The sequence below is a fragment of the Candidatus Accumulibacter vicinus genome, assembly GCF_000584955.1.
GTDB classification, from domain to species: Bacteria; Pseudomonadota; Gammaproteobacteria; order Burkholderiales; family Rhodocyclaceae; genus Accumulibacter; species Accumulibacter vicinus.
Genome location: NZ_JDSS02000024.1, coordinates 292072 through 305401, shown reverse-complemented (window position 1 = coordinate 305401; position 13330 = coordinate 292072). Strand labels below are relative to the sequence as shown.

Here is a 13330-nt window from a genome sequence, read left to right as displayed (position 1 = left end):
CATGGTCAGTGTGCGGATAGGAGAACGGGCGTTGCCACTGGCTTGGCGGGGGGAAGAAGGCGCCGCCAACCTGGGTTTTGAACCACAACGGGAACTCCCGGATGATTTTGGGCCAGTCCAGCCGATCCCGGCTGTATAACGGATCAGGCGCCTGATGCGCCGGCACCGGCTGCCGCCCGCTGCAGACGGTCGGCAACCGCCGCCCAGGCGGGCGTTGCCGGAATCTCCTCGACGATGATCAGTTCGGCGTCGGCCTGATCCAGTTCACGCAGGGCGGCGTAGAGCGCACTGGCGTAAGCGCGGGGATTGGCCGGCAAGCGGCGGCAGGCGTATGCTGCCGGCGTGGCGGGCAACCGACTGTGACAGAGTACGGCACAGCGCCGACCCGTGCTCTGCAGAAGGTCGATGACCTCAACAAGGCGCGCGGGGGGCACCAGGCGCAGTGGCGTCGTTGGCGCGTAATGCGCGGCCAGCGAACCGGAAACCCGCGGGATGCCGCCGTCCGGCGGACGGGTGACGATCTGCGGCATGACGCCGATGACCATCGCGATCTGTTCGTGCGTGATCCGCCCTGGGCGCAGCAGACGCGGCGGCAGCGACTCACCGGGTGTCAGATCGAGAATCGTCGACTCGATGCCGACCGGGCAGCGACCGCCGTCGAGGATCAGGGGTACGGCGTCGCCGAGTTCCTCGCGTACATGCGCGGCTGCGGTCGGGCTGATGCGACCGAAGCGATTGGCCGACGGGGCGGCGATGCCGCACATGCCGGACAGCCCGCCGCCGGCACGGGCATAGGCGCGCAGCAGGTCCAGTGCCAGGGGGTGCGCCGGCACCCGCAGGCCGACACTGTCCTGACCGCCGGTGACCACCTTCGGTACCGCCGCCGCGCGCTTGAGGATCAGGGTCAGCGGGCCGGGCCAGAAGGCTTCCGCGAGTTCCCCGGCGAGCCACGATTTTCTCATCGCCTGGTCATGCAAAGGTCGTGGTGTCTGTCCCGCTGGCAACCCCCGGCGAATGGTCGAAACCGCTGCCCATCTGGCCGACCCCGTTTTTCCGCGGTTGCCGGTCCGCCAGTGGGTGCTGTCGGTTCCCAAGCGGCTGCGTGATCCCCTCGAACATGATCCGGCGATCGAGACGCTGGCGTTGCGCATTTCTCGCGATTGGAGGCTGGCGTCGACGCCAAAATCCGGCGCGGCCGGCTGCTGCGGGAGATCTTCAAGCAGGGGGAACGCCTCGCACCCCTGTCGCCGGAACAGCAGCTGGCCTGGCTGGTCGCCTACCACGAGAGAGTATTCGACGCCCTGGCGGGTGCAGCGGTCCAGGAGCGGCTGGCGAGACTGCTGCACCAGGCGGCGGTTGGGGCGCCCGGGCTGGCTGCGGGCCGGGATGCGTGGCGGGAGGCCGTCGCCGGCTGGTTGCGGGAGGCGGGCGATGAGCCGCCGGCGTGAGATTGCCAGACGACTGGAGGCGCTGTCCGATACACTAATAGCCTCAACGTGCTGAACCGGGAGAGTAAGGAGTGGCATCAGCCGAGCGCAGCGAAGCTTCAACCCGCACTGAACTGATCGACGCCCAGCTGGCGCGCGCCGGTTGGTCGAAGAGCCGACGAACACTCGTTGAAGAAATGATCCTGCATGTCGAGCAACCCGATAGTGCGTATCGCCATGGGCAGTTTGCCGATTACGTTCTGCTGGGTTCCGATGGTCAGCCTCTGGCCGTTGTCGAGGCCAAGCGAACGTCTCGCGATGAACTTGTGGGCAAACGCCAGGCGGCCGATTACGCGTCTGCGATCAAGACCCGGTTCGGAATCAATCCGTTCGTTTTTCTTACCAATGGCAAGGAAATCCAGTTCTGGGATCTTGACCGCTACCCGCCGAGAAAGATCGGCGGCTTTTATACGCGCGACGACCTGGAGAGGCTTAGGCACCAGCAGCGGCACGCACAGCCGCTCCAAGACGTCGCGATCAACCCCAGCATCGCCGGTCGGGACTACCAGAACGAGGCGATCCGCCGCGTCACCGAAGGCATTGATGCCGCCAAACGCCGATTCCTGCTGGTCATGGCCACTGGCACCGGCAAGACCCGCACAACCATAGCCCTGGTCGACACCTTGCTGCGTGCCAGACGAGCGCAGCGTGTGCTGTTCCTCGCCGACCGGCGCGAACTCGTTCGCCAAGCCATGTCGGAGTTCAAGTCGTATCTTCCGAACGAGAGTCTCGCGCGCATCGAGAACGGCGAAACCTCTGGAGCACGCATCCAGTTTTCGACCTACCCCAGCATGATGCGGGTGTACGATCGCCTGTCAGTCGGGTATTACGATCTGCTCATCGCTGACGAGAGCCATCGCTCGATCTACCAGCGCTACAAGGCCATCTTCGATCACTTTGACGCCATCCAGCTGGGCCTCACCGCGACGCCGACCGACTACATCGACCACAACACTTTCGAACTGTTCGATTGTGGCGACGGCGCACCGAGCTACTACTACAGCTACGAGCAGGCCATCGAGGACGGAAACCTCGTCAACTACCGGGTTCTGGACGCCCAGACCAACTACCAGCTCAAGGGCATTCAGGGCGACGCACTGCCCGAACCCTTGCAGCAGATGGCTCGCGACCAGGGCGTGGAACTCGACGAACTCAACTTCGAAGGCAGCGATATCGAGAAAGGCGTCGTCAACCAGGGCACCAATGATGCCATGGTGCGCGAATTCATGGACAAGAGCCGCAAGGATATTCGTGGCCTGCCGCACAAGGCAATCATCTTCGCCGTCAGCCACGCACACGCCAAGCGCTTTTACGAAAGCTTCAACCGGCTTTACCCCGAGCTGCAGCGCCAGGGCATGGCCGAGATTATCGACAGCCATATGGAACGTGCCGATGCCACGCTTGACGACTTCAAGTACAGAAGCATGCCGCGGGTCGCGATCTCGGTCGACATGCTCGATACGGGCATTGACGTGCCGCCCATTCGCAACCTCGTCTTTGCCAAACCGATTTTCAGCAAGGTCAAGTTCTGGCAAATGATCGGACGCGGCACCCGCCCGTACACCGACAGGACCACTGGCGAGGTCAAGCAGGACTTTCTGATCATCGACCACTGGAAGAACTTTGCCTGGTTCAAGCTCAAGCCCGATGGCGAAGTGGATCACCCTTCCGAGCCGCTACCGGTCAGGCTTTTCCGCTTGCGACTCGAAAAATGGCACTTGCTGCACGCCCAGCGGGAAAACACACAGCCTGTCGTCGATGAACTGCAGGCGATGTTGGCCGCGCTGCCACGGCAGAGTATCGACGTGCGCCCCCACTGGGACGAACTCGACGCACTGCTGCAGCAGTGGCCAGCCCCCAGCCAGGCGATGCAGGAGCACCTGAGCAAGACCATCGCACCGCTCCTGCGCCTCGCCCCGCTCTGCGGGCTCGATGAACTCCAGTTCCGTATCTGGTGCGAACGACTTGGCGTTGCCTGGTTGAAGTCCGATCGGGGAGAACAAGCCAAGGTGAAGGCACGCATCCTGGAAGCCATTGCCAGCCTCGCCGACAACATTCCTGCGATACAACGCGTGCAGGAACAACGTGCCTGGGTTCGCTCGGCAGGCTTCTGGCAGCACCTGGATCTCGCCCGGCTGGCGACGCTGCAAGGCACCTTTGCGCCCTTGATGCGCTACCGAATTGCGCTGCCCAGCATGACGGTCGAAATCGACCTGCCCGACACCATCACCGAGCGATCCTGGATCATCTACGGTCCCACCGGGGAGGGGGCCTTTGCCGCAAGCTACCGGGAGCAGGTCGAAGCGCTGGTCCGTCGTCTGGCAGACCAGTTGCCGGAACTGGCCAGGCTCAAGAAAGGCGAAATCCTTTCGGAGGGCGAACTCGAGCGCGTCAGCCAGACGCTCAACCAGGCCGATCTGTTTGTCACCGAAGACACCTTGCGCAAGACCTTTGAGGCGCCGGCCGCATCACTCGCCGATTTCTTGCGCCACATCCTCTGCCAGGACGCGCACTTGCCGAATCGCGAGGAACGCGTCAATGCCGCGTTCGATGCCTTCATTGCCCAACACGGCTACCTGCGCGCCAATCAACTCAATTTCCTGCGTGCGGTAAAGGCCGCGGTGATGCGGCATGGCAGCATCACCCGCGCCGCGCTCAGCGAGCCGCCGCTGTCGCGCATCGGACGCGTCGAGGCGATCTTTCCCGCGCAGGATATTGAAGAACTCGTCGACTTCGCCAACCGGTTGGACGCGGAAGCGGCCTGAACCAAACAGGAAAACCTTAGATGCTAGCTCCACAAATCAAGAAAAAAGTCGATGAACTGTGGAACCGGTTCTGGTCCGCCGGCCTCACCAACCCTCTGGTGGCGGTCGAACAGATCACCTATCTGCTGTTTCTCAAACGGCTGGAAGACATCGACCTCAAGCGCCAACAGAGGGAATTCCCGTCGATCTACGCCGGCAATGAGAGCTGCAAGTGGAGCTACATTCGCCAGGAGAAGACCAATCCCTCGCACCTGATCGAAGTAGTGTTTCCCTGGTTGCGCGAACTGGACAAGCACTTCTCCAGCGACAGCGCCGAAGGCACCGAGCTGGCGAGCCTCAACAACCGCATGGCCGATGCCTACTTCCAGCTCGATCCGAACAAGGGCAAGGTGCTGTCTGATGCCATTGATACCATCGACCAGCTTTTCGCCCGTGCCGGCGGCAGTTCCGCCGCGCAGGACATCATGGGCGACACCTTTGAGTACCTGCTCAGCGAAATGGCTACGGCAGGCAAGAACGGCCAGTTCCGCACCCCGCGCCATTTGATCCGCTTCATGGTCGAACTGCTCGACCCCGAGCCCGGTCAGCGCATCATCGACCCGGCGGCAGGCACCGGCGGCTTCCTGTTCAGCGCCCAGCAGTACCTGATGCGCAAGTATTCGGCACCCGACAATCTGGTGCTGGAATGGGATGGCGCACCGCATCGCACCGACGCCGCCGGCGCCAGCAGAACCCAGTACGAAGCCATACACCACGGCGGCAACTTCGTCGGTCTCGACAACGACCGGACCATGGCGCGCATTGGCTGGATGAACCTAGTGCTGCATGACGTGACCGACCCGCACCTGCTGCAAGGCGACTCTCTGAGCAAACGCGATGGCAAGCCGGAATTGGCCGAACTGCTGACGCCCGAGTCCTACGACTTCGTGCTGGCCAATCCCCCGTTTACCGGCACGGTAGACAGTAATGACCTGGAGCGGGACAGCAAGCTTTTCCCCCGTGCCGCCGACAAGGGAAAGAAGAAGGACGACGCCCTCACCAACAAGAGCGAGTTGCTGTTCCTGTGGCTGATGCTCGACCTGCTGCAAATCGGTGGCCGCTGCGCGGTCATCATTCCCGAGGGCGTGCTGTTCGGCAACACCGACGCGCACGTGCGCCTGCGGCGTGAGTTGCTCACCGAGCACGTCGTCGAAGGCGTCATCTCGCTGCCGGGGGGCGTGTTTCAACCCTACACCGGCGTCAAGACCTCGATTCTGCTTTTCAGGAAGGAGACGCGCCGCGACGAGAAGCAAAGCTTCACCGGCCAGAACCCGAGAACCGAGTACGTGTGGTTCTACGAAGTCGAGGAGGACGGTTTCTCGCGCGATGCCAAGCGCAATCCCCGTCCAGGCCAGCGCAACGACCTCTGGGATGCCCTCGTCAAGTTCAAGGTCTGGCTGGCCGAAGGCCGCAGCGGTGCCGAGCGTTTTGCGAAGACCTTGCTGCAACCAAGCTTTCGGCCCGAGCGCTGGCGGCAAGCGTTGCTGTGCGATACCGGCGACAAGCTCACGCCGGCAGGTCAGGCGTTTTCGTCGCTGGCCGACACCAGCATGTGGGACGGCCAGGTGTGGAATCTGCACGAGTTGTTTCCCGAGTTGCCCGCCGACCCCAGGGCAGCCGAAACGCAGGTGCGCGAGGCCGCCAGCAAGGCGCTCGACGACCTGGTGGTTCGCTATTTCGCCGCGCCCACCCGGTCGGTGTGGCAGAAGTGGAGCAGCCCCGGCACCGCCATGAACGCCGAGATGGCCCTGGCCGAGTGGCAAAAGGCCATCAAGGTCCCGCAACAGGATTTCAACCGCGCGGCGCGCGAGGTGGAGCGTTTTTTCGAGGCCGAAGATGGTCCCGCGCTACCGCTGTGGAAAGAACTGGTCAGGGAAGCCCGGAACATCGGCTTGTCCCGGCACGAACGAGCGATCACCGAAGCGCCCAAGGTGCAGTTTGGTGAACATGAGCCGGTAGCTGACTTGGCTGCTGCATTGGAGACTATCGCTCGCGAGGTCGCCAAGCTGGACGGCTTTGACGTGACCTTGCGCAGCCTGGCGATTGACCAGACCACACCACTGAGTGCCGCGAGACATTGGGTCGTGCCCGTGCGCGAATGGGCGCGCAATGAGGAATGGCAGTCGGAGGATGGCACCCTCCAAGGCTCGCACGACGCCAACGGCCATGTCCGTTCGCAGTACGTCGAGGCCATGCTGGCCGCCAAGCTTTACGACGAAAAAGGCGCACTCAAGGATGGCCTGCTCGACCCGGACTGCATTGAGGCCCGTGAGTGGAACCTGTCCGCGGGTCAGTACAAACCCTTCGACTTCACTCAACTCAAGAGCGACAAGAGCGTCAGCGAGTTGATTGGTGAACTGCGCAACACCGAGCAGCAAATCATCAGCGGCCTCGACAAGCTGCTGGCGATGGTGGAGGGGCGGGAATGAGCTTGCCGGAAGGTTGGGTTGAAACTACGGTTGGAAGAGTGGTCTTCGATCTACAGCCTGGCTTCGCACAGACGCCAGGCGAAGACGATGATGGCATGACACCACAGATCCGGACCCACAACATCACCCCAGAAGGAAAAATTACCCTTGAGGGCATAAAGCACGTCTCTGCCAGTACCAAAGAACTGGAGAGGTACCGGCTTGCGGTCAATGATGTTGTTTTCAATAACACAAACAGCGAAGAGTGGGTCGGGAAAACCGCTGTGTTCGACCAAGAGGGGGAATACGTCTTCTCAAATCACATGACGCGTCTACGTGCGGATACTTCGTTGATCAACCCAGCATTCCTCGGAGTTTACCTGCATTTCCTCTGGTCAATGAGTTACTCGAAAACCCGGGCAAAACGATGGGTCAGTCAAGCTGGAATTGAAGGGGCCGCGCTGGCGTCATTCAAGATCCCACTCCCTACCCTTCCCGAACAACAGCGAATCGTCGATGTGCTGCGGCAGGCAGAGGAGATGGTCAAAGCCAAGCGCTCAATCAGCGGAAAGATCGATCAGTTGGTGAGAACAATGTACTGGGAACACTTCGGCGCCTGGTACACCTCCGATGGATTGCGCGACTCCGTACGCATCTCTGAGTACGTCGACGACTCCCAGTACGGGGTGTCGGAAGCAATGGAAGAAGAAGGCTCTCACGCTGTGCTCAGGATGAACAGCATCACGACCAGCGGATGGCTAGTTCTGTCCGACTTGAAGTATGCAGGGCTGTCCAAAAGGGACTCTGACAACACAATCCTAAGAAATGGTGATCTCCTTTTCAACCGCACGAACTCGAAAGAGTTGGTGGGCAAGTGTGCGATCTGGCGTGGCGCGAAAGAGAACTTTAGCTTTGCGTCTTACTTGGTTCGATTTCGCCTGAAACATGGAATGCTGCCCGAATACCTTTGGGCCACGCTAAACAGCGCCTACGGCAAGTACCGACTGGTGAGTGCCGCCAAGCAAGCGGTCAGCATGGCTAATGTCAGCCCAACAGACCTGGGACGCATCACCGTTCCGCTGCCACCATTGCCTCTGCAAGAGAAGTTTGCCCAACTGGTGACGCAAATCGAAGCTCTGCGCACGGAGATGCTGAGCAAAGTAACGCCCTTCGAAGAGCTTCGTGCTCTGGTGACACAACAGGCGTTGCTCGGTGAGCTTACCTCGGGTTGGCGCGAGCAGCATCGTGCCGAAATCTTGAATGCCGCAAGAGCGCGCGATGAACTGCTACGCGATCGCTGTGCCAAGGTGGTAAGACCCATTGCTGATCGCTCCCCGTTGCAGACCGGCACTGTCACAAAGCAAGCACCAACCCGCCGCTGGCTTTTCGACGAACTAAGCGAGTTTCAGCAGCGTGTGTTCTCAACGTTCGTCGCCTACACAGCCCAGCCACTGCTGGCCGACGACCCGGACGCGTTTACCACGTTCTGCGCTGACGACGCACTCACCGAGCAATTGACAGGTTTCTCGTACTCACCCGACCGCATTCGCCGCACGCTGAGCCAGTTGGCCGCTCTCGGGCTGATTGCCAGGATCACGCTGCCCCACATCAACCCCCTCACGCTGGAGCGCCAGTACCTGCAAGCCTTCCGGCCGCTACGCGACGACGAACATACGCAGTTCGCGGATATCGAGGCTTTGCGTCGTGCTCTCTCTCCTGCTGGAGAGGTGGGTGAATGAGGCTGCGCTATCTGCACCTGCGCCATTACCCGCCGATCAAGGACCTGGCGGTGGGTTTCGCCAGCGGATCGCCGTTGCAGCGCGAGTGCGCCATCCGGTTTGTCGTCGGCGTGAACGGCAGCGGCAAGTCCAACCTGCTGCGCGCGGTGGCCGAGGTATTCCTGGCGTTGGCCGACGAGCGGCTGCCGCCGTTCCCGGTCAATCTGATCTACGAGTTGGGCCGCCGTGGCAGGCCGGATCATTACACGTTGGTGGTCGACTGCCCCGGTACCAGGAGCGAGGCCAGCCTGTGGGTATCCGAAGGTTTCCATTGGCCCGATGACACTTCAGCCGAGCGCTTCGAAGATGCCATCAACCTGATGCGCTCCAGCCCGGACCCTGCTCCAGATGGCTTTACGCCGTTGATCAGGCAGGGTTTCTGGCCGCAGAGTGCCGGCGTTGCCTTGCCAAAGGCCGTCCTGGCCTATACCACCGGCGATCTGCGGCCGTGGCGCTCGATCTGGCACAGCCACCACGATGCCTCGGGCTTCGACTCGGGCACCGCCGAGGATATCTACGATCCCGCCAGCGAACGGCCGGTCGGCTGGACAGATGCCCAGGAAGCCATGCTTCCGACTGGCGAGCAAGAGGAAGTCTCAGCGCTTGGGCAGGATGAGGCCACCTCGGTGACAACCTTGCCGTCTGCCCTGTTCCGACGCCCCATCCTGTTGAATCCGATCTTGCTCAAGTGCGCCCTGCTGGCCGTAGCGCTGCCGGAGGCATTCGTGGCAACGGCGGACTATCCACGAAGCGCTGAAGGGGATGCTCTGATTGGTGGCGCCTACAGCATTTCGCCACTGCAAGCCCTGCTGGAGCGCGGCGGCTGGCATCACCTGGTGTCGGTGGCCTTCCGTTGTCGTCTGCAAGCCAGGTCCTGGAGCCGGGTCTTGCGCGAGACGGCGCACGACTGGCTGTTGTGTGCCGTCGAGGTGATTGGCGAGCCACACCCCACCGAATCGCGTCGTACACTGTACTTTGACCTCAAAGGGCCATTCGGCGGCCAGGATGCGCCAACGTTGATGCCCAACGACGGCTTGAGCATCAGCACGATGCAAGGCGAAGCACTGTGGTCGCTGCTTGGCGGGCATGACGCAACGGCTTTTGAGCGGTTTGCCAGACTGGCGGATCTGCATCAGGCCGGACTGTTTGACGATGTCGAGCTGCGCTTGCGGCGACAAGCGAAAGTTGGTTCCGATACCAGCCCGAGCGCGCAAGACCAGGATGCTGGCGTGTTGCGCTACGAGGAACTGTCGGATGGCGAGCAGATGCTGTTGGGGAGAATGGCCCTGTTCCATCTGCTGAAAGGCCAACAGGATGCGCTGCTGCTGCTCGACGAACCGGAAACGCATTTCAACGACAAGTGGAAACGCGAGATCATCAACATCATCGATGACGCGATTGGCAATACCGCCAACGATGTGTTGATCTCCACACACTCGGCCATCGTGCTCTCCGACGTGTTCAACGACGAGATCGTGATGGTCGAGAAAACGCCGGACGGATCAAGCGTACGCTCGGTGGACCAACAGACCTTCGCCACCGACCCGAGCGCCTTGATGATGACCGTCTTCGAGGCCGACGACAGCATCGGCAAGCGGGCGCAAGAGTTCATCGAGGGCAGGCTGCGGCAGGCGACGGGCACGCCTGCCGACATTCAACAACTGGAACAGCTGATCGCACGAATGGGCTCGGGTTTCTACCGCAGCGAGTTGCGCACCCTGCTGAATACCTGGCGCGGCGACGGCAATGCTTAGGCCAATCGTGCAGCCCTTTTGCGGCGCTGCGCTGCATGCCTGTCGCCGCCTGCAAGAGCAGTTGCTGGCCTGGCTGTGCGATCCGGCAGTGAGCGCTGGCGAGATTACGCAGGCCAACCTGCGGCCCGGACGTGTGCCGACGCAGATTGAAGCGGATTGGCTGTGGCACTTCTTGCAGAAGGCCGATGGCGGTCGAACACTCCTGGACAGGGCACTGGTGATTGCGGGGATGTCCCTCGCCGAGAAGGCCACCTTGCGCACCTGGGGACAGGCAGTCGCGGCGCTTGCTTTCCAGTTCCAGCCGAACCCGCCGGCCTGGCCACGGAGCAAGCCGAAAATCCCGGACGCCGCCTGGCAGGCCTTCAGGGAACTGATGGAAGCCTTCTACCGGAAAGGCCTACGCAGCGGCTTGCCCTACGCGGCAAACGGTACGCCGGTGAGCAGCGGCGGAATGACCTATGCAGGGTTTCTACGGGCGTTTCGAGCTGCACACCAACTGAACCCTGTCGCCCACGCCAGAGAAGTGTGTGTTCTATGCGGCGGGCCACTCGGTCAGACGCCTGAAGTGGACCACTGGATCGCCGTGAGTGCCTTTCCGCTGTTGAGCGTGTGCGCAGACAACCTCCTGCCGATTTGCGGCGAGTGCAATTCAACGTCAAACAAAGGTGATCAACCGGTGCACACGCAAGGGGTTTTTGATGACTGGTTCCACCCGTACCTGCGTCCGGGACACGGCGCCTTGCATCTCGACTATGTGCTGCAAACGCAGTCGATCACCTGCGCGGCTACCGATGCCGCGGACACGGCAAGGGTGACCAACCTTGACAAGTTGCTGAACCTGGCAAGCCGGTGGACCCGCGAGTTCAAGGCCGAGTACGCGAAGCAGCAGAGCGTGCTGATTGGCCGCGAGAGGCGTCGGATAGCTCGTGGTCAGGCAGAACACACGCAGGCGGAAATCCGGGCACATCTGCTGACTGTGCAGGACGAGCTTGTAGCCACGGAGCCGTTCCACGAAGTGCATCGAGTTTTGTGCGCAGCCATGCTCGAACAGTCCAGAGTGGCAGCTTGGCAAACCGAGTTGGGCTTGGTCACATGAACCAAGAAGGAGCAGGAATGATTGATCCGGTTTTTCTCACGCGTGTGGTCCTGCGCAACTACAAGAGCATTGGCTACTGCAACGTCCGCCTCAACCCGCTCACCTATCTGGTGGGGGCCAATGGATCGGGCAAGAGCAATTTCCTGGACGCCCTGCACCTCGTACGGGACGCTCTGGCCGGTTCTCTCGACAATGCACTGAACGAACGTGGCGGATTGAACGAGGTACGGCGGCGCTCCAGTGGTCACCCGACGAACTTCGGCATCCGGCTGGAGTTCGCGTTGAGCAACGGGCAAGCCGGCCACTACGCTTTCAATATCGGCGCGCTGGCGGGCCGCGGCTACGAGGTACAAAGCGAGGAGTGCGTACTGGGCAGTGTCGGCAAGGGTCCGTTTTTCCGTATCGAACGCGGCAACCTCAAGGCGAGCAGCGAGACGACCTTTCCAGCGGTAACCGCCGATCGTCTGGCGCTGGTGGCCGCGTCGGGCATGGCGGTCTTTCGCCCGGTGTTCGATGCCCTGACAGCGATGGGTTTCTACAACCTGAATCCGAAGTTGATGCGCGAGCTGCAGAAGCCGCAGGAGGGGCGCTTGCTCAAGCCCGTGGGGGAAAACATCGCGAGCGTGATCGGACATCTGGAACGGGTCGCTGCTGACAGGTTGGAGATCATCCAGGAATATCTTCAGACGGTCGCGCCGATGGTTCACGGCGTCGAGCGCAAGCCGATCGGGCCGATGGAAACCCTGGAGTTCCGCCAGGACATGGCTGGGGCAAAACATCCGTGGCGATTTCCGGCGCAGAACATGTCCGACGGTACGCTGCGAGCGCTCGGTGTGTTGACGGCGCTGTTCCAGGGAAACCGGGATTACGCGCCATCGCTGGTGGGTATCGAGGAACCCGAAACGGCGCTCCACCCGGCCGCCAGTGCGGCCTTGCGCGAGGCGCTGGCGCGCGCCTCGAAAGACACCCAGGTCATCGTTACCAGTCACAGCCCGGACCTGCTCGACGATCTGTCCTTGAGTGCCGACGCCTTGCTGGCAGTGGTTTCCGAGGGCGGCGAGACGCGGATTGCACCGTTGGACGAAGCCGCGCGCATGGCCATGCGCGACCAGCTTTTTTCGGCCGGAGAACTCCTGCGCCTGAATCAACTGGCGCCTGATCGGGCGGTGCTTGCGGCCCAGGCACAGGAACAGGCCGATCTGTTTGGCGAGGTCGAGCCGTGATTGCAGTCGCCGCGATCGTCGAGGGCGCCGGCGAGGTGGTCGCGCTGCCAATTCTGCTGCGACGGATCAACACCTGGCGCACTCCGGATGTCCATTTGCAGGCGCTACCGCCGATTCGCGTTCATCGGGATCGATTCCTGAATCGGCAAGATGAGTTCCGCCGGCACTTGCTGCTGGCAGCCGCCAAGTGTGGCGAACAAGGCTGGATTCTCGTGCTGCTCGACGCCGATGATGACTGTCCGGCTGAGTTGGGAAAACAGATTCTCGAGCGAGCAACTGCATACGTTCCGCACCGCCGGGTGTCGGTCGTGCTCGCCAACAGGGAATACGAAGCCTGGTTCATCGCCGCGGCTGAATCGCTCGATGGCCAACGCGGTTTCGCATTCAAGCCTGCTGAAGCGATTGATGCCGAAGGTCCGCGCAACGCCAAGGGGTGGATCACGGCGCACATGTGCGGCGGCAGTTACGGGGAAACGACCGACCAGCCGGCTTTTTCGGCGCGCATGGACCTGCAGCAGGCGTTCGCCCGCAGCCGATCTTTTCGCAAGCTTTGCAGCGAGTGGACAAGGCAGATGGCCTTTGCATGAGCAGGGTTGCGGGAGGCGGGCGATGAGCCGCCGGCGTGAGATCGTCAGGCGGCTGGACGCCCTGTCCGATATCGGCGGCATCCTGTCGGCGATGAAAGGCCTGGCGCTGATGGAGACCCGCATCCTGCGCGGCTCGCTTGAAGCAACCCGGACCACGGTAGTTTGGAACTGCGGAACATCCAGGACAGCGCGC

At 61.9% G+C, this 13330-nt stretch carries 8 protein-coding genes and 2 pseudogenes; 9 read left to right on the top strand and 1 reads right to left on the bottom strand.

Annotation, left to right across the window (positions count from 1 at the left end):
- Positions 1 to 143: 143 nt before the first annotated feature.
- Positions 144 to 962 (bottom strand): L-threonylcarbamoyladenylate synthase, encoded by an 819-nt coding sequence (locus CAPSK01_RS11970; RefSeq protein WP_273703573.1) that lies wholly within the window; start codon positions 960 to 962, stop codon positions 144 to 146.
- Here CAPSK01_RS11970 and CAPSK01_RS22800 point away from each other — a divergent pair.
- From CAPSK01_RS22800 to CAPSK01_RS11930, 9 genes and pseudogenes are all read left to right on the top strand, one after another.
- Positions 949 to 1152, top strand: a pseudogene (locus CAPSK01_RS22800) (IS91 family transposase); the annotation flags it as partial. The gene CAPSK01_RS11970 and the pseudogene CAPSK01_RS22800 sit on opposite strands and share 14 nt — an antisense overlap.
- Before the next feature lie 2 nt (positions 1153 to 1154).
- Positions 1155 to 1448 (top strand): annotated as a pseudogene (locus CAPSK01_RS11965) (F0F1 ATP synthase subunit alpha); the annotation flags it as partial.
- Positions 1449 to 1519: 71 nt separating this feature from the next.
- On the top strand, positions 1520 to 4252 hold the full coding sequence (locus tag CAPSK01_RS11960; protein ID WP_034926588.1) for a type I restriction endonuclease subunit R: 2733 nt from the start codon (positions 1520 to 1522) through the stop codon (positions 4250 to 4252).
- A 20-nt stretch (positions 4253 to 4272) separates the two neighbouring features.
- Complete coding sequence (locus CAPSK01_RS11955) at positions 4273 to 6720, top strand: class I SAM-dependent DNA methyltransferase (protein ID WP_034926585.1); 2448 nt, start codon at positions 4273 to 4275, stop codon at positions 6718 to 6720.
- Positions 6717 to 8438 carry a restriction endonuclease subunit S gene (locus CAPSK01_RS11950; protein ID WP_273703572.1) on the top strand — a complete coding sequence of 574 codons (1722 nt, stop codon included), beginning with the start codon at positions 6717 to 6719 and terminating at the stop codon, positions 8436 to 8438. Before CAPSK01_RS11955 ends, CAPSK01_RS11950 begins: the two co-directional genes overlap by 4 nt.
- Positions 8435 to 10231: an AAA family ATPase gene (locus CAPSK01_RS11945; protein ID WP_034926582.1), complete on the top strand. Its 1797-nt coding sequence runs from the start codon at positions 8435 to 8437 to the stop codon at positions 10229 to 10231. Before CAPSK01_RS11950 ends, CAPSK01_RS11945 begins: the two co-directional genes overlap by 4 nt.
- On the top strand, positions 10224 to 11327 hold the full coding sequence (locus tag CAPSK01_RS11940) for a hypothetical protein (RefSeq protein ID WP_034926579.1): 1104 nt from the start codon (positions 10224 to 10226) through the stop codon (positions 11325 to 11327). The genes CAPSK01_RS11945 and CAPSK01_RS11940 overlap by 8 nt, the downstream gene beginning before the upstream one ends.
- Before the next feature lie 17 nt (positions 11328 to 11344).
- Complete coding sequence (locus CAPSK01_RS11935) at positions 11345 to 12550, top strand: AAA family ATPase (RefSeq protein WP_034926576.1); 1206 nt, start codon at positions 11345 to 11347, stop codon at positions 12548 to 12550.
- Positions 12547 to 13137, top strand: coding sequence for a DUF4276 family protein (locus tag CAPSK01_RS11930; RefSeq protein WP_034926573.1), 591 nt, complete (start codon positions 12547 to 12549; stop codon positions 13135 to 13137). The genes CAPSK01_RS11935 and CAPSK01_RS11930 overlap by 4 nt, the downstream gene beginning before the upstream one ends.
- Positions 13138 to 13330: the final 193 nt, after the last annotated feature.

Excerpts from the sequence above, each read along its gene's own strand:
- CAPSK01_RS11970 (WP_273703573.1), bottom strand. The coding sequence starts at position 962 with ATGAGAAAATCGTGGCTCGCCGGGGAACTCGCGGAAGCCTTCTGGCCC.
- CAPSK01_RS11955 (WP_034926585.1), top strand. The coding sequence starts at position 4,273 with ATGCTAGCTCCACAAATCAAGAAAAAAGTCGATGAACTGTGGAACCGG.
- CAPSK01_RS11950 (WP_273703572.1), top strand. The coding sequence starts at position 6,717 with ATGAGCTTGCCGGAAGGTTGGGTTGAAACTACGGTTGGAAGAGTGGTC.
- CAPSK01_RS11945 (WP_034926582.1), top strand. The coding sequence starts at position 8,435 with ATGAGGCTGCGCTATCTGCACCTGCGCCATTACCCGCCGATCAAGGAC.
- CAPSK01_RS11940 (WP_034926579.1), top strand. The coding sequence starts at position 10,224 with ATGCTTAGGCCAATCGTGCAGCCCTTTTGCGGCGCTGCGCTGCATGCC.
- CAPSK01_RS11935 (WP_034926576.1), top strand. The coding sequence starts at position 11,345 with ATGATTGATCCGGTTTTTCTCACGCGTGTGGTCCTGCGCAACTACAAG.